The sequence below is a fragment of the Actinomadura sp. NPDC000929 genome, assembly GCF_040492065.1.
Taxonomy (GTDB): Bacteria; Actinomycetota; Actinomycetes; order Streptosporangiales; family Streptosporangiaceae; genus Spirillospora; species Spirillospora verrucosospora.
Window position 1 is genome coordinate 1 of the sequence record NZ_JBEUPA010000130.1, and the last position, 25,254, is coordinate 25,254.

Here is a 25,254-nt window from a genome sequence, read left to right on the forward strand (position 1 = left end):
AGCGGCGTCCCCGTCGGCCAACCGCGCCCGTCGCATCCATGCACGCGCACGGGCAACGTCAGTCCTCGTCCGCTCCGGTGGAGCCCGTCCCGCCGGAGGCGTCCTCGCCGCCGGAGGTGATGCCGGGGCCGGAGTCCTGCGCCGCCAGCAGATCCCCGATGCGCGCCGCGGACAGCCGCTTGAACAGCCGGTGCTCGCGGTTGCGGTCGAGGACCGCGACCTCCAGCGAGGTGGCCTCCAGGTGCCGGTCGGAGTCCTGGGCCTCCAGCGCCCGCACCGCCGTGCGCAGGGCGTCCTCCAGCGAGGAGCCCTCGCGGTAGCCGTCCTTCAGCGACTGCGCCACCGCCTCGGCCTGCCCGCCCATGGCGACGTAGCCGTGCTCGTCGGCGACCGAGCCGTCGAACGTCAGCCGGTAGATCTGGTCGGTGTCGGCGTCCTCGCCCACCTCCGCGACGACCAGCTCCACCTCGTACGGCTTGTTGGTCTCGGTGAAGATCGTGCCGAGCGACTGCGCGTACACGTTCGCCAGGCCGCGCGCCGTCACGTCGCGGCGGTCGTACTGGTAGCCGTTGATGTCGGCGTAGCGGACGCCCCCGAGCCGCAGGTTCTCGAACTCGTTGTACTTCCCCACCGCCGCGAACGCGATCCGGTCGTAGATCTCACTGATCTTGTGCAGCGCCCGCGACGGGTTGTCCGCCACGAACAGGATGCCGTCGTCGTACTGCAGCACCACGACACTGCGGCCGCGCGAGATGCCCTTGCGCGCGTAGTCCGCCTTGTCCTTCATCTGCTGTTCGGGCGACACGTAGAACGGCATGGACACCGGTCTGGATCCCTTCTATCGCAGCGGGGCGGTCGGACCGCCCGGCGAGTCGTAACGTGCGTCGACGACGGCCTGCGCCAGCGCGCCCACCTCGTCCTCGCCGAGCCGGCGGTACCCGTCCGCCGTCACCGACGCCACCACCGGGAAGATCCGGCGCGTCAGGTCGGGCCCGCCCGTCGCCGAGTCGTCGTCGGCCGCGTCGTACAGCGACTGGACGCACACCAGCGCCGCGTCCTCCGCCGACAGGTCGGGCCGGTAGAGCTTCTTCAGGGCGCCGCGCGCGAAGACCGACCCCGAGCCGATCGAGTGGAAGTCGCGCTCCTCGTAGCGGCCGCCCGCCGGGTCGTAGGAGAAGATCCGCCCCTCGTCCCGCTCCTCGTCGTAGCCCGCGAACAGCGGCACCACCGCCAGGCCCTGCATCGCCATCCCGAGGTTCTGCCGGACCATCGTCGCCAGGCGGTTGGCCTTGCCCTCGACCGACAGCGTCCGGCCCTCGCGCTTCTCGTAGTGCTCCAGCTCGACCTGGAACAGCCGGACCATCTCGATCCCGATCCCGGCCGTGCCGGCGATCGCGATCGCCGAGAACTCGTCGGCCCGGAAGACCTTCTCGATGTCGCGCTGCGCGATGACGTTGCCCGCCGTCGCCCGCCGGTCGCCCGCCATCACCACCCCGCCGGGGAAGCCGACCGCGACGATCGTCGTCCCGTGCGGGATGTCCTCGCCCGCCCGCGAGGACGGCGGCGTCCGCCGGCCGGGCAGCAGGTCCGGGGAGTACGCCCCGAGGAACTCCGTGAACGACGACGTATCCGGGCTCGCGAACAACCCCGGCAGACGTCCGGTGTGCGAATCGTGGGACGCCACGCGACTCCCTTCCCCTCCACCATTGCGCCGGCTTCGGCAATCTCACCGGCGCGGACTCTACGACCCTACTGTTCAAGGTCGCCCGCGCGCATGCCGCCCGATCACCGGTCCGATCAGCCCACGGCGAACCGCCGCGCGCGCCACGCGCGCCGCGCACGGGCGCGAACACACGAACATGGGCGGGCCGCCGCGGCCCACCCATGTCCTCACTGCCGTGTCAAGTTGGAGTTCCGTCCCGGAGAAACGGCGATTCCGTTACATGGCCGATCCGCCCGATTCGGGGTTCACTGTCCGCCCTTTTGGATGTAGGCGCGGACGAAGTCCTCGGCGTTCTCTTCCAGCACCTCGTCTATTTCGTCCAGGATCGAGTCCACGTCGTCGGTGAGCTTCTCCTGGCGCTCCTGCACGTCCTCGGTGGTCGTGGCCTCGGTCTCCTCGACCTCTTCCGTGCGCCGGGTGGTCTGCTTCTGACCGCCGGTGTCCTTCGTGGCCATTCCGTACCTCCGCTCTGCCGGTGCCTCCGACCCTATCTCCGATCTTCGACGGTGCGCGGAACTCTCGGGTCCGTTTCGCCGTCTCCGCCCGGGGGCCGGGGGCATGCTCGGGTTATCGCCGGTCCACCGCCCAGCGAAACGGGCAATCCCTCCACGAAACCGGCCCGTTACCTGGCATGGCCGGACCGGCGGCGGCGCCGGCCGTCTCAGACGGTCCAGCCGTCCAGCCGGGCCGCGGAGGGCCCCTCCGGGCGCGTGTGCCGCGCCCTCGCCGCGGTTCAGCCCTGGCCGGTCAAAGTGGCCACGAGGTCCGCGGCGGTGCGGCAGCGGTCCAGCAGGGCGCCCACGTGCTGCTTGGTGCCCCGCAGGGGCTCCAGGGTGGGCACGCGCTGCAGCGACTCCCGGCCGGGGACGTCGAAGATGACCGAGTCCCAGGAGGCCGCGGCGACGGACTCGGCGTACTGGCGCAGGCAGCGGCCCCGGAAGTAGGCCCGGGTGTCCTCGGGCGGGTCCTCGACGGCGGCCTCGACCTGCGCCTCGGTGACGACCCGGTCGATGCGCCCGCGCTCCACCAGGCGGTTGTACAGGCCCTTGTCGGGCCTGATGTCGGTGTACTGCAGGTCGACGAGCTGCAGGCGCGAATGGGACCAGTCGAGGCCGTCGCGGCTGCGGTACCCCTCCAGCAGGGACAGCTTGGCGACCCAGTCGAGCTCGCGGGACAGCTGCATCGGGTCGTCGCCGAGGCGGTGCAGGACCGACTCCCAGCGGTCGAGGACGTCCCTGGTCATCTCGTCGACGTCCGCGCCGAACCGGTCCTCGACGTACTTGCGCGACTGCTCCAGGTACTCCATCTGGAGCTGGACCGCCGTCATCTTCCGGCCGTCGCGCAGCGTGAGCAGATGCTTGCAGGACGGGTCGTGCGAGACCGCCCTGAGCGCGGCGACGGGCATGTCGACCGAGAGGTCGACGGTGAGGAAGCCGTCCTCGATCATGGCGAGGACGATCGAGGTGGTGCCGAGCTTGAGGTAGGTGGACAGCTCGGCCATGTTGGCGTCGCCGATGATGACGTGCAGCCGCCGGTACTTCTCGGGGTCGGCGTGCGGCTCGTCGCGGGTGTTGATGATCGGCCGCTTGAGGGTGGTCTCCAGCCCCACCTCCACCTCGAAGAAGTCGGCGCGCTGGCTGATCTGGAAGCCGTCGCCGCGCCCGTCCACGCCGATGCCGACGCGGCCTGCGCCGCAGACGACCTGGCGGGAGACGAAGAACGGGGTGAGGTGCCGGACGATGTCGGCGAAGGGCGTCTCGCGGCGCATGAGGTAGTTCTCATGGCAGCCGTAGGAGGCGCCCTTGTTGTCGGTGTTGTTCTTGTAGAGCTGGATGGGGTGGGTGCCGGGGACGAGCGCGGCGCGGCGCGCGGCGTCGGCCATCACGCGCTCGCCCGCCTTGTCCCAGATGACGGCGTCGAGCGGGTTGGTGCACTCGGGCGCCGAGTACTCGGGGTGGGCGTGGTCGACGTACAGCCGGGCGCCGTTGGTGAGGATGACGTTGGCGAGGCCGAGGTCCTCGTCGGTGAGCTGCGTCGGGTCGGCGACCTCGCGGGCGAGGTCGAAGCCGCGGGCGTCCCGGAGGGGGTTCTCCTCCTCGAAGTCCCAGCGGGCCCTGCGGGCCCGTGCCGCCGACGCCGCCAGGTAGGCGTTGACGACCTGGGAGGAGGTCACCATCGCGTTGGCCCCTGGCTGCCCGGGTACGGAGATGCCGTACTCGGTCTCGATGCCCATCACCCGCCGAACACTCATATCGTCGAGCCTATCGGGGCCGGGAGAGTGGAGCCATGGGGCCCGCTGTTCGCGGCCCGCGTGGCGCGGCACGCCCGCGCGGCGGCCCCTGCGTGCAGGGGGCCGCCGCGCGGGTGCGTCATCGTCGGGGGCTACAGGTACTGGCCGGTGTTGGCGACGGTGTCGATGGAGCGTCCGGCCTCGGAGCCCTTGGTCCCGGAGACCAGCGTGCGGATGTAGACGATCCGCTCGCCCTTCTTGCCGGAGATGCGGGCCCAGTCGTCGGGGTTGGTGGTGTTGGGCAGGTCCTCGTTCTCACTGAACTCGTCGACGCAGGCGGCCAGCAGGTGGCTGACCCGCAGGCCCTTCTGGCCGGTGTCGAGGAACTGCTTGATGGCCATCTTCTTGGCCCGGTCGACGATGTTCTGGATCATCGCGCCGGAGTTGAAGTCCTTGAAGAACAGGACTTCCTTGTCGCCGTTGGCGTAGGTGACCTCCAGGAAGCGGTTCTCCTCGCTCTCGGTGTACATCCGCTCGACGGTGCGCTGGATCATCGCCTCGACGGTGGCCTCGGTGGAGCCGCCGTGCTCCTTGAGGTCGTCGGGGTGCAGCGGGAGTCCGTGCAGGATGTACTTGGAGAAGATGTCCTTGGCGGCCTCGGCGTCCGGCCGCTCGATCTTGATCTTGACGTCCAGTCGGCCGGGCCGCAGGATCGCGGGGTCGATCATGTCCTCGCGGTTGGACGCGCCGATCACGATGACGTTCTCCAGGCCCTCGACGCCGTCGATCTCGCTGAGCAGCTGAGGGACGATGGTGTTCTCGACGTCGGAGGAGACCCCCGAGCCGCGGGTGCGGAAGATGGAGTCCATCTCGTCGAAGAACACGATGACCGGGGTCCCGGCGGACGCCTTCTCGCGGGCCCGCTGGAAGACCAGGCGGATGTGCCGCTCGGTCTCGCCGACGTACTTGTTCAGCAGCTCGGGGCCCTTGATGTTGAGGAAGAAGCTCTTCCCCTCCTGGCCGGTCTTCTCCGCGACCTGCTTGGCGAGCGAGTTCGCGACGGCCTTGGCGATGAGCGTCTTGCCGCAGCCGGGCGGACCGTAGAGCAGCACGCCCTTGGGCGGCCGGAGCTGGTGCTCGCGGAACAGGTCGGCGTGCAGGTAGGGCAGCTCCACCGCGTCGCGGATCATCTCGATCTGCGATCCGAGGCCGCCGATCTCGTTGTAGGAGATGTCGGGGACCTCTTCGAGGACGAGCTCCTCGACCTCCGCCTTGTGGATCTTCTCGTAGGCGTAGCCGGACCTCGGCTCGAGCATGAGGGAGTCGCCCGCACGCAGCGGGACTCCGCGCAGCGGCTCGGCGAGCTTGACCACGCGCTCCTCGTCGGCGTGCGCGATGACCAGGGCGCGCTCGCCGTCGTCGAAGAGCTCCTTGAGCATGACGACCTCGCCCTGCTCCTCGAACCTCAGCGCCTCGACGACGTTGAGGGCCTCGTTGAGCATGACCTCCTGGCCGCGCTGCAGTTCCTCGACGTCGACGGCCGGGCTGACGTTGACGCGCAGCTTGCGCCCGCCGGTGAAGATGTCGACCGTTCCGTCGTCGCGGGCGTCCAGGAAGACGCCGAACCCGGAGGGTGGTTGTGCGAGCCTGTCGACCTCCTCCTTGAGCGCCACGATCTGTTCGCGAGCCTCTTTGAGGGTCGCGACGAGACGCTCGTTCTGACCGGTTACGGCGGCCAGGTTGGCCTGTGCCTCATGGAGGCGTTCTTCCAGCACACGTACTTGGCGCGGGGACTCCGCGAGCTTGCGGCGCAGCACGGAGATCTCCTCCTCCAGGAAGGAGATCTGCGTCTGGAGGTCCCTGACCTCCTTTTCGTGCTGCGCCCTGCGCGCCCCTGCATCGTCACGAGCGGCCACGCCCCGCCACCTCCTCACGAAGAGAGCCGACGACCTACTGAGACCCTACCTATCTGGAGGGCTTCCGTAACCTGCCCATTCGGTGTTCGTGTCGTGCGGGGGTCTTCCGGGAGGGTTGGCAGGGGTCCCGTGGAGGTGGCGCGGGTCGAGCCCTTACGACGTCCGGACCTGCGGGTTCGGCACGCCGGGCGTGTCGTGGCACGGCGTTTGCCGAGTCCGGTGGCGGGGCGCCGGAGGAATGTGATCTAGGCCTCGGCCGGGACCCCGGGCGCGGCGTCCGGGGCGGGGGCGACCTCGGAAGCGGCTCCGGAAGCGGCCCCGGACGGGGGCGCGGCGTCGCCGGGCGCGGGATGGGCGCCCTTCGCGGGGCGGCGGCGCCGGGCGGGCGGGGTCACGCCGTCGGCGAGGCGGCGCGCGGTGACGAGGAAGCCGGTGTGGCCGACCATGCGGTGGTCGGGGCGGACGGCGAGCCCGTCGACGTGCCAGGAGCGCAGCATGGTCTCGAAGGCGTAGGGCTCGGCGAACCGGCCGTGGGAGCGCAGGTCCTCGACGACCCGCGACATCTGGGTGGTGGTGGCGATGTAGGCGCAGACCATGCCGCCGGGCACGAGGGCCTTGGCGACGGCGTCGAGGGTCTCCCAGGGCGCGAGCATGTCGAGGACGACGCGGTCGACGTCGGTCTCGGCGAGGGCGTCCTCCAGGGAGCCGACGGTGAGGCGCCAGGCGGGGTGGGGCCCGCCGAAGAACTTCTCGACGTTGGCGCGGGCGATGTCGGCGAAGTCGGGCCGGCGCTCGTAGGAGGAGACGAGGCCGTGCTCGCCGACGGCGCGCAGCAGGAAGCAGGTGAGGGCCCCGGACCCGGCGCCGGCCTCGACGACGCGGGCCCCCGGGAAGATGTCGGCCATCGCGATGATCTGGGCGGCGTCCTTGGGGTAGACGACGGCGGCGCCGCGCGGCATGCGGAGGGTGAAGTCGGCGAGCAGCGGGCGGAAGGCCAGGTACTCGATGCCGCCGCTGGACCGGAAGACGCTCCCCTCGGGGCTGCCGATCATCTCGTCGTGCGGGATCGAGCCCTTGTGCGAGTGGTAGACCTTGCCGGGCTGGAGGGTGATGGTGTTGATCCGGCCCTTGGGGTCGGTGAGCTGAACCTGGTCGCCGGGGCGGAACGGGCCGTGCGGGATGCGGCCGGGCGAGGGGGCGGGGCCGTCGGGTCGGGGTTCGCTCATGGAGGTCAAGGCTAGCGGCGCGCGCGGGCAGGTCGGGCCGCCGCTGCGGCCCGCGGGGGCGGTCAGATGCCGGCGAAGGCGCGGTCGACGTCGGCGACCGCGAGGACGCCGTAGACGCCTCCGTCGGGCTCCACGAGCAGGTACTCCGAGGCGGGCGCGCGGCGCAGCGCCTCGACGAGCTCCTCGCCGGACAGGTCGGCGGCCAGCTGCAGCCCGTCGTCGATGCCCCGCGACAGCTCGCCCACGCTGACCCAGGGGCGGCGGTGCTCGGGGGTCGCGGTGACGGCCTTCTCGCTGACCAGGCCGAGGGGCCGGCCGTCGTGGTCGGCGATGACGATGGCGCCGGCGTGGTCCTCGCGGGCGCGGCGGACGGCCTCGGCGAGCGGGACGTCGGCGGTGACGAGGGTGGCGCGGCGGGCGAGGCGGCGCGCCGACAGCAGCGGGATGCGGTCGCGGACGCGCTCGGCGCGGATCGACTGGGTGGCGCCGACCCAGATGAACGAGGCGACGAGGGCCGACCAGAGCAGGGCGAGCCAGCCGATGCCGCCGCCCTCGCCGGTGTTGTAGGTGGCCAGGTAGGCGCCGGCGACGAGGCAGGCGATGGCGACGCCGCGGCCCACCCAGCCGGCGAAGACGCCGCCGCTGCGGCTGCGTCCGGTGACCTTCCAGACGACGGCGCGCACGAGGCGGCCGCCGTCCAGCGGGAGGCCGGGCAGCAGGTTGAACAGCCCGACCAGGAGGTTGGCGAAGGTGAGGGCCTCGACGAGCAGCAGCGCGACGTCGGGCAGGGGGACGACGGCGTGGACGAGCAGGCCGAGCCCGGCGAGGACGAGGTTGACCAGCGGCCCGGCGAAGGCGATGAGGAACTCGCGGCCGGGGGTGGGGGCCTCGCGCTCGATGGAGGTCTCCCCGCCGAGGATGTGGAGGGTGACCGAGCGGACGGGCAGGCCGAAGGCGCGCGCGGTGACGGCGTGGCTCAGCTCGTGGACGAACACCGAGCCGTAGAGCAGGACGGCGTAGGTGAAGGCGACGAGGTAGCTGAGCGGGCGGCTGACGACGCCGTCGACCTGGCCCTCGAACATGACGGTGACGAGGACCGCGACCAGGAACCAGCTGGGCGAGACGTAGACGGGCACGCCGAACAGGCGGCCCATGAGCAGGCCGGGGCGTGCGGGGCGGTCGTCGGGACCGCGGCCGCCGGCCGGGGTCCTGTCCTCGGTCGGGGGCGCGCTGTGTGTCACGCCACCGATGCTACGGCCCCGGCGGTGGTGCCGGTCCCCCGCCGGGCGCGCGGCGGCGGTGCGGGATTTCCGTCGGGGGTGTCACCTACGCTGCTGTGCCATGACGACGACCGAGGCGGGCAGCACCGAGGCGGGTGGCATCGAGCCGGGAGGGATCGGAGCCGGGGGCGGGGCGTCGGTGCCGCCCGCGCGCACGGGCGAGTCGGGCGGAGGCGCGGGGGACGCGCCGGTCGTGGTCGGGTCGCTGTCGCCGTCGCGGGCGGGCGACTTCATGACGTGCCCGCTGCTGTACCGGTTCCGGGTGATCGACCGGATCCCGGAGCGGCCGAGCGCCGCGGCCGTGCGGGGCACGCTGGTGCACGCCGTGCTGGAGCGGCTGTTCGACCTGCCGACCGGGGCGCGCACGCCGGAGGCGGCGCTGGAGATGCTGGCGCCGGAGTGGGACCGGCTGCTGGAGGCCGAGCCGGAGCTGGCGGAGCTGTTCGGCGGCGACGGCGGCGAGGCCGAGCACGCCGAGTGGCTGGGGCAGGCGCGCCGGATGGTGGAGCGGTACTTCTCCCTCGAGGACCCGCGCCGGCTGGAGCCGGCCGAGCGCGAGCTGTTCGTGGAGACGGTCCTCGACTCGGGGCTGAAGCTGCGCGGGTACATCGACCGCGTCGACGTGGCGCCCAGCGGCGACGTGCGGATCGTGGACTACAAGACCGGGACGGCGCCGCGGGCCGACTTCGAGGCGCGGGCCCTGTTCCAGATGAAGTTCTACGCGCTGGTGCTGTGGCGGCTGCGGGGCCGGGTACCGCGGCTGCTGCAGCTGATGTACCTGGGCAATGGCGAGATCCTGCGCTACGAGCCGGACGAGGCCGACCTGCGCGCCACGCAGCGCAAGGTGGAGGCGCTGTGGCAGGCGATCCGCCGGGCGATGGACACCGGTGAGTGGCGGGCGCGCACGGGGCGGCTGTGCGACTGGTGCGACCACAAGGAGCGCTGCCCGGAGTTCGGCGGCACTCCCCCGCCGCTGCCCGCGGCGCCGGTCGACCGCCCCTCCCCCGCCGACCTGGAGGAGGCACGGCGGGCGGACGCGCGCGCCGGTGCGGGGGCGCGGGAGCACGACGATCTCTAGTGCCGCCCCCGGCGCGGCCGGGTCATCCTTGGGGAGGACCGCGGATCCGCGTGCAGGAGGGCTCGGGACCTGCTGCGGCCTCCTAGGGTGAGTGTCGTGTCACCCCGCATCCGTGGTCTCCACGCCGTCCGCGCCTGGCTGCACGCGCGCCCGATGGCGGCCGACGCGTTGCTCGCGCTGGGCCTCCTGGCGGTGGGGCTGCCTCAGCTCTTCCTCGAGGAGCTGCCCGCCGGCCACGGCTACGATCAGTTCCGGTCGCCGGACATCTGGGACGGCCTGGTGGTCACCATCGTGACGATGGCGCTGACGTGGCGCCGCCGCCATCCGATGCCGGTGCTGCTGTTCATCATCGGCGGCGAGCTAGTGATGGCGGTGGCCCACTATCCGCCGTCGGTGCCGGACGTGGTGGCGTTCCTCGTGGCCGTCTACAGCGTGGCGGCGCACCGGGGGCTGGCGCAGAGCGCGCTCGGCGGCGCGACGGCGTTCGTCTACTTCCTCGCCTACCTGCTGGTCCTGCCGATCTCGATGGCGCCGGAGGTACTGATCACCGACTGCGCGCTGGTGATCGGCGTGTGGGTGCTGGGCCGCAACCTGCGGCTGCGCCGGGCGTACTTCGCCGAGCTGGAGGACCGGGCCGCCCGGCTGGAGCGGGCGCGCGGAACCGACGCGCGGGCCGCGCGCGTCGAGGAGCGGTCCCGGATCGCGCGGGAGCTGCACGACGTCGTGGCGCACCACGTGAGCGTGATGACCGTGCAGGCCGGCGCCGCGCGGCGGATCATCGACCGGGACCCCGGCAGCGCGCGCGAGGCGATGTCGACGATCGAGGAGGTCGGGCGGACCGCGCTGAGCGAGATGCGGCGGATCGTCGGCGTCCTGCGCACGGACCGCGACTCCGAGCGGGCGGGCCGGGAGCTGGCGCCGCAGCCGGGCCTCGGCGACCTCGGCGAGCTGCTGGAGCACGTGCGGGAGACGGGCCTGTCCGTGCAGCTGTGGATGGAGGGCGAGGCGCGTCCGCCGTCCCCGGGCGTGGACGTGGCCGCCTTCCGGCTGATCCAGGAGGCGCTGACGAACACGCTCAAGCACGCGGGGCCGCAGGCGCGGGCCTGGGTGCGGCTGTACTACGGCGACAGCGACCTGACGGTGGAGATCGAGGACGACGGGCGCGGGACCGCGACGTTCATGGCCGACCACGGGGACAACCCCGGGCACGGTCTGGTCGGGATGTACGAGCGGGTCGCGCTGTACGGTGGCGAGTTGAAGATCGGGCCGAGGGTCGGCGGCGGATTCGGCGTGCGGGCCCGGTTCCCGCTGGAGCCGTGAGCCGTGCGAGGCCGTAGGTTGGGGCAGGAGCGCCGCGGACGCGGCGGTCCGGTGAGGCGAGGAGCGCGACGATGAACGGTCCGGGACGGCGGCCTGCGGTGGTGGCCCGATGACCACGGTGCGGGTCCTGCTGGTCGACGACCAGCCGCTGCTGCGGACGGGGTTCCGGCTCATCCTGGAGGCGGAGGCCGACATCGCCGTCGTCGGGGAGGCCGGGGACGGCGCGGTGGCGGTGGAGCTGACCCGGTCGCTGCTGCCGGACGTGGTGCTGATGGACATCCGGATGCCGGGGGTGGACGGCATCGAGGCGACCCGCCGGATCATCCGGGAGGGCGCGGCCTCGCACGACCCCCGGGTGCTGATCCTGACGACGTTCGACCTGGACGAGTACGTCATCGAGGCGGTCCGGGCGGGCGCCAGCGGGTTCCTGCTCAAGGACTCCCCGCCCGAGGACCTGGTGCAGGCGATCCGCATCGTGGCGGCGGGCGACGCGATCGTGGCGCCGTCGGTGACGCGGCGCCTGCTGGACAAGTTCGCCAGCCGGCTGCCGGCCGTCCGGGACGCGGCGCCGCCGCCCGGGCTGGACACCCTCACCGAGCGCGAGCGCGAGGTGCTCTCGCACGTGGCCCGCGGCCAGTCCAACGCCGAGATCGCGGCGGAGCTCGTGGTGAGCGAGACGACGGTGAAGACGCACGTGGGGAACGTCCTGGCCAAGCTGGGCCTGCGCGACCGCGTCCAGGCCGTGGTGTACGCGTACGAGACGGGGCTGAGCAGGCCCGGCCAGAGCTGACGCGCGGGCCGGGGGGCCGGTTTCGGGGTCGGCCCCTGAGGCGCCCCTGACTTTCGTCGGCGGAGGCCTACTCCGGTAGGACGACGGTGGAGGGGCTTCTCCTGCCGTGGGTGGACGGACAAGTCCGTTCCTGGGGTCCAGGAAACCGGTTTGTTCGGCTTCTAGGGTTTTGTGAGTCGGATCGCCGGGGGCACGGCGCGGTCCGGACGCATTCCTGCTCACTCACCCACGGGAGTACACGTGACGAACACCGCCCCATCGACCGCCGGCGCGGAGCACGCGCCCGGGGCGGGCGACTTCGCCGCTCGAACCCAGCAGATCGCGAAGGTGTACGGGCGCGGCGACGCCCAGGTCGTCGCGCTCGACGGGGTCACCGTCGGCATCCCCCGCGGCCGGTTCACCGCGATCATGGGCCCCTCCGGATCCGGCAAGTCCACCCTGATGCACTGCATGGCGGGGCTGGACTCGGTGGACTCCGGGCAGGTCTACATCGGCGACACCGAGCTGACCCGGCTCAAGGACAAGCAGCTCACCCGGCTGCGCCGCGACAAGATCGGCTTCATCTTCCAGGCGTTCAACCTGGTGCCGACCCTGACCGCGCTGGAGAACATCACGCTGCCGATGGACATCGCGGGCCGCAAGCCCGACCAGGAGTGGCTGGACGCGGTGGTCGACACGGTGGGGCTGCGGCCGCGGCTCAAGCACCGTCCCACCGAGCTGTCGGGCGGCCAGCAGCAGCGGGTGGCGTGCGCCCGCGCCCTGGCGTCCCGCCCGGAGATCATCTTCGCGGACGAGCCGACGGGGAACCTGGACTCGCGCGCGGGCGCCGAGGTCCTCGGCTTCCTGCGCGACTCCGTGCGGCGGATGGGGCAGACCATCGTGATGGTCACCCACGACCCGTCCGCGGCCGCCTACGCCGACCAGGTGCTGTTCCTGTCCGACGGGCAGATCGTCGACACGATGACCGAGCCGACCGCCGAGCGGGTGCTGGAGCGCATGAAGGGCTTCGACGCCGGCGGCCACAACACCCGTCCCGCGGGCGCGGCCGGTTCCGGGGTGTCGGCGCGATGATGGGCAAGGTCACGCTCCGCAACCTCGCGGCGCACAAGATCAGGCTGGTGCTGACGGCCGTCGCGGTGATCCTCGGCGTCGCGTTCGTGGCCGGCACGCTGATCTTCACCGACAGCATGAACAAGCAGTTCGACGACCTGTTCAGCCGGATCGGCACGAACGTGGCCGTCGACGTGCGCGCCAAGAAGGTCGTCGAGGGCGACGACGACGGGGCGGCGGCGCAGCCGGTCCCGGCGACCGTGCTGAAGACCCTGCAGGGCATCGACGGCGTCAAGGACCCCCAGGGCAACGTCAACGGGTACGCGGCCGTCGTCGGCAAGGACGGCAAGATCGTCGGGACCGCGCAGGAGGGTCCGCCCCAGATCGGGACGAACTGGTCGACGGGCGGGACCTACGACCTGGCGTCGGGCCGCGCCCCGCAGGGACCCGACGAGGTCGTCATCGACGCCAGGACCGCGGAGAAGGGCAGGCTCGCGGTCGGCGACACCACCCGGGTCCTCACCGCCGGGCCGCCCGCGCGCATGCGGATCGTCGGGCTGGTCGACGCCGGGAACCTGATGGGCGCGACGCTCACCGGATTCGACACCCCGACCGCGCAGCGGCTGATGCTGAAGCCCGGTTACTTCAGCGACATCGAGATGGGCTCCACCGGTCCGTCCCAGAACGAGCTGCGCGACCGGGTCGCCAAGGCGCTGCCGCAGAACCTGGAGGCCGTCACCGGCGAGAAGCTCCGCGAGGAGTCCAAGAGCGACATCGCCGCGATGATGGACTTCTTCCGCACTTTCCTGCTCGTGTTCGCGCTGATCTCGATCTTCGTCGGGTCGTTCATCATCTTCAACACGTTCTCGATGCTGGTCGCGCAGCGGACCCGCGAGCTGGCGCTGCTGCGCGCCATCGGCGCGGCCCGCGGCCAGGTGACGCGGGCGGTGATCGGCGAGGCCGTCGCGGTCGGGGTGGTCGGCTCCACCCTCGGCCTCGCGGCCGGCGCGGGCCTGGCCTCCCTGCTGCAGACGCAGATGGGCGACGCCGGGCAGGGCGGGCTGACCTTCACCGCGACCCCGGTGATCTCGTCGTACGCGGTGGGCATCGTGGTGACGGTCGTGTCGGCCTACTTCCCGGCCCGCCGCGCCGCGAAGATCCCGCCGGTGGCGGCGATGCGCGACGACGTCGCGCTGCCCCAGCGGTCGCTGCGGATCCGGATCGCGCTCGGCTCCCTGCTCACCCTCGTGGGCGCGGGGCTCATCGCCGTCGGCCTCGCCGGCGGCGGCGGCAACCCGGTGGTCCCGGTCGGCGTGGGCGCGTTCGCGGTCTTCATCGGCGTCGCCATGCTCGCCCCGGTGATCAGCGTGCCGGTGATGAAGGTGCTCGGCGCGCCGTTCGCGCGGCTGATGGGCCCGCCCGGGCGCCTCGCGCGGCAGAACGCGCTGCGCAACCCGCGCCGCACCGCCGCGACGGCCGCGGCGCTGATGATCGGCCTCGCGCTGATCACCACGGTGAACGTGCTGGGCGCGACGATGCGGGCCTCGGTCGACGAGCAGGTCGACGCGCAGTTCGGCGCCGACTACCTCGTCGAGGTGCAGGGCGCGGGCGGCATCACCGCCGAGGCCGCCCAGCGGATCCGGACGACGCCCGGGGTGGCCTCCGCGTCCCCCACCTACGAGGGCAACGCCAAGATCGAGAACAAGAAGGCGTGGTACATGTCCGGCGACGCGGCGGTGATCGCCAAGGCCGCCAGGCTGAAGGTCACCTCCGGCGGCACCGGCATCGGCGACGCCGGGATCATGGTGGACGAGGACACCGCGAAGGCCCGCGGGTGGAAGGTCGGGGCGGCGGTCCCGGTGCAGTTCGCCGACGGGCGCACCGAACAGCTCAGGCTGGCGGGCGTGTACGCCAAGAGCGATCTGATCGGCCCCCGCCTCATCTCCCCGCAGGCGCACCTGCGGCACACCCTCAAGCCGACCGTGACCACGGTCGTGGTGGACGCCTCGGCGCCGTCGGCGGCGACGAAGGGCGCGCTGGAGTCGTCGCTGAAGGACTACCCGAACCTGAAGGTGTCCGACCAGGCGTCGCTGAAGGCCGACGCCCGCAAGCAGGTCGACGGGTTCGTGACGTTCCTGACGATTCTGCTGGTGATGTCCGTCATCATCGCGGCGGTCGGGGTGGTCAACACCCTGGCCCTGTCGGTCATCGAGCGGACCCGGGAGATCGGGCTGCTGCGCGCGATCGGGATCTCCCGGCGGCAGCTGCGCCGCATGGTCCGGCTGGAGTCGATCATGATCGCGGTCTTCGGCGCGGTGCTCGGCATGGGCATCGGGGTGGCGTTCGGCGCGGCGCTGCAGAACGCCCTCGCGGACAAGGGCCTCGGAGTCCTCGCCGTGCCGTACGGGACCCTGGGGATCTACCTGGTGGTCGCCGCGGTCATCGGCGTGCTGGCGGCCCTCTGGCCCGCGTGGCGCGCGGGCCGCATGGACGTCCTGAAGGCCATCTCCACCGAGTAGCCGACGGCCGGCAACGCGGAAAGGCCCGGTCCCCCTGGCGGGGGCCGGGCCTTTCCGCGTGCACGGCGCGCGCCCCATGCACGGGGCACGCCTGGCGGCGCTACTCCACGGAGTCCGTGCCGTCGGCAGGAACCGGGTCGGCGGCCGGCGCGGCCGGCGCCACCGCGGCCTTGGCGACCGCGTCGGTCGCGCTGACCGTGGTGTTCTCCGGGAAGTGGCAGGCCGCCTGGTGGCCCGGGCTGAGCTCCACCAGCGGCGGCTCGACCTGCTTGCAGATGTCCTGCGCCTTCCAGCAGCGGGTGTGGAAGCGGCAGGCGGGCGGCGGGTCGAGCGGGCTCGGCACGTCGCCCTGCAGCCGGATCCGCTTGCGGTCCCCGCGCTCGCTCGGGTCGGGGATCGGCACCGCCGACAGCAGCGCGTTGGTGTAGGGGTGCATGGGCCGCTCGTACAGGTCCGCCCGGTCCGCCACCTCGACGATCTTGCCGAGGTACATGACGGCGACGCGGTCGGAGATGTGCCGGACGACCGACAGGTCGTGCGCGATCACCACGTAGGTGAGGTCGAGCTCGTTCTGCAGGTCCTCCAGCAGGTTGACGACCTGCGCCTGCACCGACACGTCCAGCGCCGACACCGGCTCGTCCGCGACGATCAGCTTCGGCTTGAGGGCCAGGGTGCGGGCGATGCCGATGCGCTGCCGCTGACCGCCGGAGAACTCGTGCGGGTAGCGGTTGTAGTGCTCGGGGTTCAGCCCGACCAGCTCCAGGATCTCCTGGACGGCCTTCTTGACGCCCTGCTTGGCCTCGATGTTCTGCAGCCGGAAGGGCGCCCCGACGATCGCGCCGACCGTCTTGCGCGGGTTCAGCGACGAGTACGGGTCCTGGAAGATCATCTGGATGTCGCGGCGGAGCGGCCGGAGCCGCCCCTGCGACATCGTGGTGATGTCCTGGCCCTCAAAGGTGATCTTGCCGAAGCTCGGGTCCAGCAGCCGCATGATCATCCGGCCGGTGGTGGACTTGCCGCAGCCCGACTCGCCCACCAGCCCGAGCGTCTCGCCCTTGCGGACCGAGAACGACACGCCGTCGACGGCCTTGACCGCCGCGACCTGCCGGCGCAGCAGCCCCGCGGTGACGGGGAAGTGCTTGCCGAGGTTGTCCACCTCCAGCAGCGGCTCGCCGTCCCGCACGGGGCGGGTCTCCGCGGCCGGACGGGTCTCGTCGGCCGGGGTCTTCGTAGTGTTCACAGTCTCGTTCCCACCCGTGCTCGTCACAGCTTCGCCCGGATCTCGTCGTTCCAGATCTGCCGCTTCTTCTCCAGCGGGAGATGGCACGCCACCTTGTGGCCGGGTTCGGCCTCGATCAGGTCGGGCCGCTCGGTCGTGCTCTTGTCCCCGTTGAGGTCACTGTAGGGGCAGCGCGGATGGAACGCGCAGCCCGACGGCACGTTGATCAGGCTCGGCGGCGACCCCACGATCGGCATCAGCCGCTCCGTGCGCTCCCGGTCCAGCCTCGGCATCGAGCCGAGCAGCCCCCAGGTGTAGGGGTGCAGCGGCTGGTGGAAGGCGTCGTCGACGGAGGCGTACTCCACCGCGCGGCCCGCGTACATCACCAGGATGTCGTCGGACAGCTCGGCGACCACCCCGAGGTCGTGGGTGATCATGATGACCGCGGAGTTGAACTCCTGCTGCAGGTCCCGGATCAGGTCAAGGATCTGCGCCTGGACGGTCACGTCCAGCGCCGTCGTCGGCTCGTCGGCGATCAGCAGCTCGGGGTCGCAGGAGAGGGCCATCGCGATCATCGCGCGCTGCCGCATGCCGCCGGAGAACTGGTGCGGGTAGTCGTCCACCCGCTTGTCCGGCTTGGGGATGCCGACCTTGCCGAGCATGTCGATGGCGTGCTTGCGGGCCACCGACTTGGACACGTCGTTGTGCACCCGGTAGGCCTCGATGATCTGGTGGCCGACCGTGTAGAAGGGGTGCATCGACGACAGCGGGTCCTGGAAGATCATCGCCATGTCGCGGCCGCGGAGCCGGCGCACCTCGGCCTGCGAGGCGCCGACGAGCTCCTTGCCGTTCAGCCAGATCTCCCCGGACACGTCGGCGTTGCGCCGGTTGTGCAGGCCGAGGATGCCGAGGCTGGTCACGCTCTTGCCGGAGCCCGACTCGCCCACGATCCCGAGCGTGCGGCCGCGCTCCAGCTGGAACGACAGGCCGTCGACGGACTTGACCAGGCCGTCGTCCGTCGGGAAGTGGATCTTGAGGTCGCGGACCTCGAGGAACGCGCTCGGGGCCTCGCCGGTGCCCGCGGTCTCCGCGGCGGGCGCGGTGCCGGTCATCAGCCAAGCCTCACTCTCGGGTCGACGATCGCGTACATCATGTCGACGATCAGGTTGATCACGATGATGGAGGTCGCCGTGAGCAGGGTCACGCCGAGCACCATGGGCAGGTCGCCGCCCCGGATCGAGCTGATCGCCAGCTGGCCCAGCCCCGGGATGCCGAAGGTGTTCTCCGTCAGGACCGCGCCGCCGAGCAGCAGGCCGAGGTCGAGGCCGAAGATGGTGAGGATCGGCGTCAGCGAGGCGCGCAGCGCGTGCTTGGTGACGACCGTTCCCTCCGACAGGCCCTTGGCGCGGGCGGTGCGGATGTAGTCCTCGTTCATCGTCTCCAGCATGCCCGCTCTGGTGAGCCGCGCGTACATCGCGGCGTAGAGGAACGCGAGCGTCACCCAGGGCAGGACCAGCGCCTGGAACCAGCTCACCGGATTGGAGGTGAACGGGGTGTAGCTGCCGCCGCCCGGGAAGATCTTGAGTGTGTAGGAGAACAGCGCGAGCGAGACCAGGCCGGTGAAGTAGATGGGCAGCGACACGCCGCTCAGCGCGATGATCATCGCTGTCCGGTCCCAGAGCGAGCCTCTGCGCAACGCCGACAGCACCCCGGTGGCGATGCCGCCCACGAGCCAGACGAGCGCGGCGCCGAGTGCCAGCGACAGGGTCGCCGGGGCCCGGTCGACCAGCGTCTCCAGCACCGGCTGGCTGCTGCGGAACGAGTAGCCGAGGCACGGCGCGGGGCAGTGGTCGGTCACGGGGCCGGCCTTGTAGTCCTTGCCGACGACGATGGCCTTGACGTAGTTGCCGTACTGCACCACGACCGGCTTGTCGAGGCCGAGCCGCTCCTTGGTGTCCTGGATGGCCTCGGCGGTCGGCGCCTTGCCCACGTAGGACGCCGCGATCTGGTCGGTCGTCTGCCCGGCGATCTTGGGCAACCAGAAGAAGATGCCGAAGGTCACCATGCTGACCAGCAGCAACATGACGACGGCACCGATGAGGCGCCGGATGATGTATGCGAACACAATGCTCGGCCCGACCCGCCGGCCGGCGGGACCTGTGGGTCCCGGCACGGCCGGCGGGCGTCGCCTTCACCTGCCTTCAGCTGGACGCACGGACGAAGCGGAGTGTCACTCCACGCCCATGTTGAGGTAGTCGTACATTCCGCCGTAGTAGTACGTGATGCCGGCGTTCGTCACGCGCTTCGGCCGGTACATCAGGGCCTTGGCGTAGATCAGCGGCACCTCGGCGGCGGTCGCCATGACCGCCTTGTCGACCTCACCATAGGCCTTCAGACGCGAAGCCTTGTCACCGTTGGAGATCGCGTCGTCGAGGCCCTTGTTGACCTTCGGGTCGTTGAGCTCGGCGAGGTTGTTGCCGCCCGACGGCTTGATCGCCGCACCGTGCACGATCTGCGAGAGGAAGCCGTAGCCGGTGGGCCAGTCGGCCGCCCACGCCATGATCATCATGCCGATGCCGTGGTCGTGAACGTACTTCGGCACGCCGACGTACTTGTTGAAGTAGTCGCCGGCCGGGAACTGGACGATGCTGACCTTGATGCCGACCTTGGCGAGGCTCTGCTGGATCGCCTCGGCCATCGCGACTTCCTTCGGCCGGTCCGACCGCGCCGAGATCTTGGTGCTGAAGCCGTTCGGCTGGCCGCACGCCTGCAGCTCCGACTTGGCCTTGGCGAGCGTGGCCTGGTCGAGACCGCCGCCCTCGGCCTGCTTCTGCGGGTACAGGTCGAACTTGGTGTAGCCGTCCACCGACGGGGGCAGCACGGTGGTGGCGATGTCGCCGCCGGCCAGCGGGCCTCCGTAGGCGGTCTGCGCGGCGACCTTGTCGGTCGCGTACTGCACGGCCGTCCGGCAGTGGATGTTGTCGAGCGGCTTGACGTTCACGTTCAGCGACATGAACCGCAGGAAGCCCTGGACGGGGTTGTCGACGTACGGCTTCTGCTCGGGGGTCAGCACCTTCGGCTGGGTCCCGGCCTGGACGCCGACGCCGGTGATGTCCATGTCCAGCGCGCCGGCCAGCATCCGCTGGTCGATGTCGTCCGCGTTCTGCTTGATCTGGACTTCGATCTTGTCCGGCAGCGCCTTGCGGAGCGGGTCGGTGCTCTGGTTCCAGTTCGGGTTGCGCGACAGCGACATGGACTTGCCGCGCGTGTAGTTGTCGATCTTGTACGGCCCGCTGGAGACGATCGCGGACTCGTACTTCGTGCCGGTGTCCTTGGCCTTCGGCACAGGGATCGACTGCGACATCGAGACCAGGTAGTCGAACTCCTGGAACGGCTCGTTCAGGTGGAAGACGATCGTCTGGTCGTCGGGGGTCTCGATGGACTTCAGACCCTCGTCGCTCTTGTCCTCGTACGGGCCCTTGTAGGCGGGCTTGTTGTCGACGAGGTACTGCTTGAAGTACTTCGGCCCGAGCTGCAGCTCCTTGGTGTAGTTGCTGCGCTCGATCGCGTACTTGACGTCCTTGGACGTGACCGTGGTGCCGTCGTCGTACTTGACGCCGGTCCGCAGCTTGTACGTCCAGGTCTTGCCGCCGTCGCTGGACTGGCCCATGTCGGTGGCCAGGTCAGGGACGATCTCGAGGCTCGCCTTGCCCGCCGCGGCCTTGGCCGTGGTCAGGCCGCGGCCGTAGAGACGGGCGAAGTTCTGCGAGAAGGCGTAGTAGGTGTTGCCCGGGTCCGGCGAGTCCCAGTCGTCGGAGTCGGCCAGCTTGAGCGTGCCGCCCTTCTTGTCCGACTTGTTGACGACCTCGTTCACGCCGGCGTTGTACCCGGGCCCGCTCCCCGAGCCTCCGGATTCACCGCCGCCGCAGGCGGCGAGCCCTGCGGCCGCGACCACACCGGCCGCGAAGACCGCAAATGGTCTCATCTTGTTCATGTGCAGGCGCACCCCTTCAATTAGACGGGTCGGTTGAACCCGAGTCACTTGGCCCGAGGGTCGAGAGCGTCCCGCAGCCCGTCACCGAAGAGGTTGAAGGCGAGGACGGTGATGAAGATGGCCATACCAGGGATGATCATGTACGCGGGGTCCGAGGAGTAGATCGGAACCGCGAGCGTCAGCATGGCGCCCCACGAGGGCGTCGGCGGGATCACTCCGACGCCGAGGAACGACAGCGCCGCCTCGAACAGGATGTTGGTCGGGATCAGCAGGGTCGAGTAGACCAGGATCGGGGCGACCAGGTTCGGCAGGATCTCCTTGAAGAGCACGTAGGAGTTGCGGGCTCCCAGGCTGCGCGCGGCGTCGACGAACTCGCGCTCGCGCAGCGACAGCGTCTGGCCGCGGATGATGCGGCCGATGTAGGGCCAGTTGAAGAAGCCGATGACCACGACCAGCACCGAGATCCGCAGCCCGTTGCCGTTCATCCCGAACGCGCCGTCGGAGACGACGCCGACCAGGGCGATCGCGAACAGCAGCAGCGGGAACGCCAGGAAGGCGTCCATGGCCCGGCTGATCAGGTAGTCGACCCAGCCGCCGAAGTAGCCGGCCACGATGCCCATGACCGTCCCGATGACCACCGACAGCAGGGTGGCCAGGAACGAGACCAGGAGCGAGATCCGGGCTCCGTGCACGATGCGGGCCAGCAGGTCGCGGCCGGTGCCGGGCTCCACGCCCAGCAGGTGGTCGCCGCTGATGCCCGTGTGCCAGATCCCCGACTTCGGCCGGTTGTAGGTCGGGTCGATCAGGTTCTGGTGGTACGTCAGAGGGTCCTGCACGAAGTACGGCCCGAAGATCGCGATCAGGATCAGCACGAGCACGATGACCGCGCCGGTCAGAGCGACCTTGTCCCGCTTCAGCCGCATCCAGGCGATCTGCCCGAGCGAGCGTCCTTGGATCTTCTTCCTGTCGACGCCGGCGAGGACAGCCTCTGGCTGCGCCTCGCTGTCGGACCCGGTCACCTCTATGGGTGCGGCCACGCTCGATACCTCCTACCGTCCGGCCACTGGTTCGGCCCTGCCGCCGGCGAGTGACCGGCGGTCGCGGAGATCATCCGCTGCCCCCCGTGCCCGTTACGCCGCGTTTGCTGAAGGGAAACGTAGTCCTTCGGGCACGACTGTCCATCCGTGAGGCGTGCTTCGGAAGTACCCGTATCTGACTTGTGATCTCGTCGTCATCTGGGCAACATGCGTCCACGCACCACGTTGGACAAATCGCCCGAATAGTACGTTCAGCCCAGACGTGCCCGGCAACTCCACACGGGTCGGGAACGGCAAGCTTTACCGTACTGAGTCCGATCTGAGACTGATCGTCCGCAGGTCAGGGCGGGGACGCGCAGAAACGGCGGGCCGGGACGCCCCGTCAGGGACGTCCCGGCCCGCCGTCACGACGCGTGCGGGCCCCGCGGCGTCAGGAGATGCCGCGGTCGCGGAGGATCTTCTCGATCTCCGCCATCTCCGGGTCGCCGCCGCCCGGCGCGGGGCCCTCGACGCCCCGCCCGGGCTTGCCGGCGCGACCCGCCGAGCGGCGGCCGTCGCCGGACTTTGCGGCGGCGCGGCCGTCGTCGGCGCCCCCGCGGCGGCTCAGCATCGCCCCGGACGCCAGGTAAAGAAGCACGGCCAGCCCCGCCACCGCGACGCCCGCCCACTTCACCGGGCTGAACGCCAGGTCGACGAAGAACTCGGTCACGCCCGTCAACGCCGCCGCCAGCGGCACCAGCGACAGGGCCGCGCCGCGCAGCCCGGTGCCCGCGCCCCGGCGGCGGTAGGCGCCCCAGCTGATCACCAGCCCGACCAGGGTCACCCCGAGACTGATCGCGAATATGGCTGCGTCGCTCATGCCGGCCCCTCATTCCGTGCGGCGGTGCTCTTCCCATCGTCACACGCGAACCGCCGGACCTGCTCCTTCTGGCGGACGGTTTGCGCCCGCCGCCGTCTCCTCCTGCGGCGGGACCCGTCCCCTAGGGACCGCCCCCGGGGTACCGGCTCCCGCGTATCAGGTCACGGCCGGACAACGGCCCGGCCGCGGGACGGCCGAGGCGCCGGGTCAGGCGACCAGCGAACGCAGCCGCGCCAGGTCGACCTCGCGCAGCGAGGCGACCACCGTCCGCCCCGGCGCGGGCGGGATGGGCAGGAGGCCGGGGACGGCGACGGTGACGCAGCCCGCCGCCTCCGCCGCCGCGACGCCGTTCGGGGAGTCCTCCAGGACCACGCAGCGCGCGGGGTCGGCGCCGAGCCGGGCGGCGGCGGTCAGGTACGGCTCGGGATGGGGCTTGGTCCGGGCGACCTCGTCCCCGGCGACGCTGAGCGCGAAGTGCTCGCGGCCGACGGCGTCCAGCACCGGCTCGATCAGCCGCCGGTGGCTGGAGGACACCAGGGCCGCCGTCACCCCGGCGGCGCGGATCTCGGCGAGCAGGTCCTTGGCGCCGGGCATCATCGGGACGCAGGCGCCGAGCCGCTCGGCCATGCCGTCCAGCATCCGCCGGCCGACCTCCTCGCGCGGGGCGTCCGCCCCGGTCAGCTCCAGCATGTAGTCGACGGCGAGGTAGAGGGAGCCGCCGACCAGCCGCTCCTGGTGGGCGGGGGTCCACTCGCCGCCGAGCCACGCCATGACCTCCGACTCCACCTCCAGCCAGACGCTCTCGGAGTCGATGAGCAGGCCGTCCATGTCGAAAAGCACGGCGTGCGGGCCGCCACCAGTCACAACTCTCCCCACGGGTCGTCCGGGCCGGAGAAACCACCCTATCTATGCGATCAAGGGACACTCCGGCCAGTCCCCCGCCGGGGGCCGGCGCCTCTTGGACGGGGTGTGCAAAGAGACGGTGACGGATGGGACACCGGACCGATAACGTGCCAGCAGTTGACTACCAACGGGTAAGGAACGGCATGAGCGCGTACCGCACCATCCTCGTCGGCACCGACGGCTCCGACTCCTCGTTCCGCGCGGTCGACAGGGCCGCGCAGCTGGCCGCCGCCACGGGCGCCACCCTCCTGCTCGCCTCCGCCTACAGCCCCATGCCGGAGCGCGAGCGCGCCAGCGCCGCCGACCGGCTCGGCGACCTGGCCTACAAGGTGCAGGGGTCCACGCCCGCCGACGACGCGCTGCGGGCCGCGCGGGAGCGGGCCGTCGCCGCCGGCGCCACCGCCATCGAGCAGGAGGCCGTCGAGGGCGACGCCGTGGACGTGCTGTCGAAGCTGGCCAAGGAGCGCCCCGTGGACCTCATGGTGATCGGCAACCGGGGGCTCAACAGCCTCGCGGGCCGCATCCTCGGCTCCGTGCCGGCGAACCTGTCGCACCGCGCCCCCTGCGACGTGCTCATCGTGCACACCACTCCGCGCGGCAAGTGACGCCCGTCCCCGCCGCCGGTGACCCGATCGTGACCCGGGTTCCGCCGCGGGCGTACAGGGCGGGGTCTGGCCTCCGGAGGGGTGGGGTACGTCACCGTCAGGACGTAGGCTGACAGCCACCGATCATGAGCGGGGCCCCCGACCCCCGGGAATGACGGCCCCCGTCGGTGACGCTGTACCTGGGCGTCGAAAGGAGGCAGCGCGTGGTCGAGCTCGAAAGCGTGCCGGAACTCGTCGATCCGGTGCTCGTGGCCGCCTTTGAGGGGTGGAACGACGCCGGGGAGGCCGCCAGCGGGGTGATCGCGCATCTGGAGTCGACCTGGGAGGCGGTGCCCATCGCCGAGCTCGATCCGGACGACTACTACGACTTCCAGGTCACCCGCCCCATCGTCGAGATGGCCGACGGCGAGACCCGCGGCATCACCTGGCCGACGACCCGCGTGTCGTGGGCGCGGCTCCCCAACGGCAAGGACGTCGTGCTGCTGCACGGCATCGAGCCCAACATGCGGTGGCGGTCGTTCTGCCGCGAGCTGGTCGGGCTGATGCTGGAGCTGGAGATCCGCAACGTCGTGCTGCTCGGCGCGCTGCTCGCCGACGCCCCCCACACCCGGCCGGTGCCGGTCACCGGCGCCGCGTCCGAGGCCGGCCTGGTCAACACCCTGAACCTGGAGCCGGCCCGCTACGAGGGGCCGACCGGCATCCTCGGCGTGCTCCAGGACGCCTGCGCCAAGGCCGACCTCGACACCGTGTCGCTGTGGGCGGCCGTCCCCCACTACGTCGCCCAGCCGCCCTCCCCCAAGGCGACCCTCGCGCTGCTGCGCCGCGTGGAGGACCTCCTCGACGTCACCGTCCCGCTCGGCGAGCTTCCCGAGGAGGCCCGCGCCTGGGAGCACGGCGTCAACGAGCTCGCCGAGGAGGACTCGGAGGTCGCCGAGTACGTCCGCACGCTGGAGGAGCAGAAGGACGCCACGGAGCTGCCCGAGGCGAGCGGCGACGCCATCGCCCGCGAGTTCGAGCGCTACCTGCGCCGCCGCGACCCGGGCTGATCGCGCGGGTCGGGGCGCGCCCCGGCCTCTCGCATCCCCGGCGGCGCCTCCCGCATCCCCGGCGGCTCCGCGCGCACGCCGTGGAGTGCGCTGATCACGACGTCCACCGTCCCGCGGACCGCCGGTGTCCGGTGCCGGTGAGCGCGCCGCGGCCCCTTCCCCGGCTCTGAGCACGCCGGCGAGCCCGCCGTGGCGGGCCTACCGGCGCGGGACGAGGCCGGACGCCGCCGGTCAGAGCGCGATGCCGAGGAGGGCGTCGACGACGGCGGCGGCCTGGGCCGGCGCCGCCTCGTCGTCGCCGTCGGCGGAGGCCCAGGCGTCCACGGCCGCCAGCGCGGCGGGAGTGTCCAGGTCGTCGGCCAGGCCCTCGCGGACCGCGGCGGCCAGCGGGGCGGCGGGCGGGCCGGACGGGCGGGCCGCCGCGGCGCGCCAGCGGCCGAGGCGGGCGGCCGCCTCGTC

Annotated in this window: 21 protein-coding genes and 1 pseudogene; 7 read left to right on the plus strand and 15 right to left on the minus strand. The window is 71.5% G+C overall.

What is annotated here, in order from left to right; all coding sequences use genetic code 11:
• Positions 1 to 58: 58 nt before the first annotated feature.
• The 7 genes from prcA to ABWI04_RS32675 form a co-directional block, all read right to left on the minus strand.
• Positions 59 to 817: a proteasome subunit alpha gene (prcA, locus tag ABWI04_RS32645; protein WP_353834836.1), complete on the minus strand. Its 759-nt coding sequence runs from the start codon at positions 815 to 817 to the stop codon at positions 59 to 61.
• Positions 818 to 838: 21 nt separating this feature from the next.
• Complete coding sequence (gene prcB, locus ABWI04_RS32650; RefSeq protein ID WP_345182993.1) at positions 839 to 1,684, minus strand: proteasome subunit beta; 846 nt, start codon at positions 1,682 to 1,684, stop codon at positions 839 to 841.
• Between the two features lie 284 nt (positions 1,685 to 1,968).
• Positions 1,969 to 2,178, minus strand: coding sequence for a ubiquitin-like protein Pup (locus ABWI04_RS32655; RefSeq protein ID WP_021593619.1), 210 nt, complete (start codon positions 2,176 to 2,178; stop codon positions 1,969 to 1,971).
• A gap of 278 nt (positions 2,179 to 2,456) precedes the next feature.
• Positions 2,457 to 3,974, minus strand: coding sequence for a depupylase/deamidase Dop (dop, locus tag ABWI04_RS32660; RefSeq protein ID WP_345182992.1), 1,518 nt, complete (start codon positions 3,972 to 3,974; stop codon positions 2,457 to 2,459).
• 131 nt (positions 3,975 to 4,105) lie between these two features.
• Positions 4,106 to 5,869, minus strand: a complete 1,764-nt coding sequence (arc, locus tag ABWI04_RS32665; RefSeq protein ID WP_345182991.1) for a proteasome ATPase — start codon at positions 5,867 to 5,869, stop codon at positions 4,106 to 4,108.
• 245 nt (positions 5,870 to 6,114) lie between these two features.
• Positions 6,115 to 7,095, minus strand: coding sequence for a tRNA (adenine-N1)-methyltransferase (locus tag ABWI04_RS32670; protein ID WP_345182990.1), 981 nt, complete (start codon positions 7,093 to 7,095; stop codon positions 6,115 to 6,117).
• 62 nt (positions 7,096 to 7,157) lie between these two features.
• Positions 7,158 to 8,336 carry a site-2 protease family protein gene (locus ABWI04_RS32675; protein ID WP_345182989.1) on the minus strand — a complete coding sequence of 393 codons (1,179 nt, stop codon included), beginning with the start codon at positions 8,334 to 8,336 and terminating at the stop codon, positions 7,158 to 7,160.
• Between the two features lie 100 nt (positions 8,337 to 8,436).
• Between ABWI04_RS32675 and ABWI04_RS32680 the strand changes: the two genes are divergently transcribed.
• The 5 genes from ABWI04_RS32680 (at position 8,437) to ABWI04_RS32700 (ending at position 15,132) form a co-directional block, all read left to right on the plus strand.
• A complete protein-coding gene (locus ABWI04_RS32680; protein ID WP_353834833.1) occupies positions 8,437 to 9,453 on the plus strand; it encodes a RecB family exonuclease in 1,017 nt (338 codons plus the stop codon).
• A 96-nt stretch (positions 9,454 to 9,549) separates the two neighbouring features.
• Entirely contained in the window at positions 9,550 to 10,773 is a 1,224-nt protein-coding gene (locus ABWI04_RS32685; RefSeq protein ID WP_345182986.1) for a sensor histidine kinase, read from the plus strand.
• 109 nt (positions 10,774 to 10,882) lie between these two features.
• Positions 10,883 to 11,563: a response regulator gene (locus tag ABWI04_RS32690; RefSeq protein ID WP_345182985.1), complete on the plus strand. Its 681-nt coding sequence runs from the start codon at positions 10,883 to 10,885 to the stop codon at positions 11,561 to 11,563.
• 240 nt (positions 11,564 to 11,803) lie between these two features.
• On the plus strand, positions 11,804 to 12,634 hold the full coding sequence (locus tag ABWI04_RS32695; protein ID WP_345182984.1) for an ABC transporter ATP-binding protein: 831 nt from the start codon (positions 11,804 to 11,806) through the stop codon (positions 12,632 to 12,634).
• The gene (locus ABWI04_RS32700) at positions 12,631 to 15,132 is read left to right on the plus strand and encodes an ABC transporter permease (protein WP_353834834.1); all 2,502 of its coding nucleotides are present in this window, start codon (positions 12,631 to 12,633) and stop codon (positions 15,130 to 15,132) included. The genes ABWI04_RS32695 and ABWI04_RS32700 overlap by 4 nt, the downstream gene beginning before the upstream one ends.
• Before the next feature lie 100 nt (positions 15,133 to 15,232).
• Here the strand turns inward: ABWI04_RS32700 and ABWI04_RS32705 are convergent, their stop codons facing one another.
• The 7 genes from ABWI04_RS32705 to ABWI04_RS32735 form a co-directional block, all read right to left on the minus strand.
• Positions 15,233 to 16,372, minus strand: a complete 1,140-nt coding sequence (locus tag ABWI04_RS32705) for an ABC transporter ATP-binding protein (RefSeq protein WP_378187611.1) — start codon at positions 16,370 to 16,372, stop codon at positions 15,233 to 15,235.
• A 23-nt stretch (positions 16,373 to 16,395) separates the two neighbouring features.
• Positions 16,396 to 17,463, minus strand: coding sequence for an ABC transporter ATP-binding protein (locus tag ABWI04_RS32710; protein WP_345182981.1), 1,068 nt, complete (start codon positions 17,461 to 17,463; stop codon positions 16,396 to 16,398).
• Positions 17,463 to 18,476 (minus strand): ABC transporter permease, encoded by a 1,014-nt coding sequence (locus ABWI04_RS32715; protein WP_345182980.1) that lies wholly within the window; start codon positions 18,474 to 18,476, stop codon positions 17,463 to 17,465. The genes ABWI04_RS32710 and ABWI04_RS32715 overlap by 1 nt, the downstream gene beginning before the upstream one ends.
• 105 nt (positions 18,477 to 18,581) lie before the next feature.
• A complete protein-coding gene (locus tag ABWI04_RS32720) occupies positions 18,582 to 20,336 on the minus strand; it encodes an ABC transporter substrate-binding protein (protein WP_353834835.1) in 1,755 nt (584 codons plus the stop codon).
• 53 nt (positions 20,337 to 20,389) lie between these two features.
• Positions 20,390 to 21,382, minus strand: coding sequence for an ABC transporter permease (locus ABWI04_RS32725; protein ID WP_345182978.1), 993 nt, complete (start codon positions 21,380 to 21,382; stop codon positions 20,390 to 20,392).
• 430 nt (positions 21,383 to 21,812) lie between these two features.
• Positions 21,813 to 22,241, minus strand: coding sequence for a hypothetical protein (locus ABWI04_RS32730; RefSeq protein ID WP_345182977.1), 429 nt, complete (start codon positions 22,239 to 22,241; stop codon positions 21,813 to 21,815).
• Positions 22,242 to 22,448: 207 nt separating this feature from the next.
• A complete protein-coding gene (locus ABWI04_RS32735; protein WP_345182976.1) occupies positions 22,449 to 23,105 on the minus strand; it encodes an HAD family hydrolase in 657 nt (218 codons plus the stop codon).
• Positions 23,106 to 23,287: 182 nt separating this feature from the next.
• Here ABWI04_RS32735 and ABWI04_RS32740 point away from each other — a divergent pair, with 182 nt between their 5' ends.
• Complete coding sequence (locus tag ABWI04_RS32740) at positions 23,288 to 23,749, plus strand: universal stress protein (RefSeq protein WP_345182975.1); 462 nt, start codon at positions 23,288 to 23,290, stop codon at positions 23,747 to 23,749.
• Positions 23,750 to 23,952: 203 nt separating this feature from the next.
• Entirely contained in the window at positions 23,953 to 24,795 is an 843-nt protein-coding gene (locus ABWI04_RS32745) for a PAC2 family protein (RefSeq protein WP_345182974.1), read from the plus strand.
• Between the two features lie 231 nt (positions 24,796 to 25,026).
• Here the strand turns inward: ABWI04_RS32745 and ABWI04_RS32750 are convergent.
• A pseudogene (locus ABWI04_RS32750) lies at positions 25,027 to 25,254 on the minus strand (cysteine--1-D-myo-inosityl 2-amino-2-deoxy-alpha-D-glucopyranoside ligase); the annotation flags it as partial.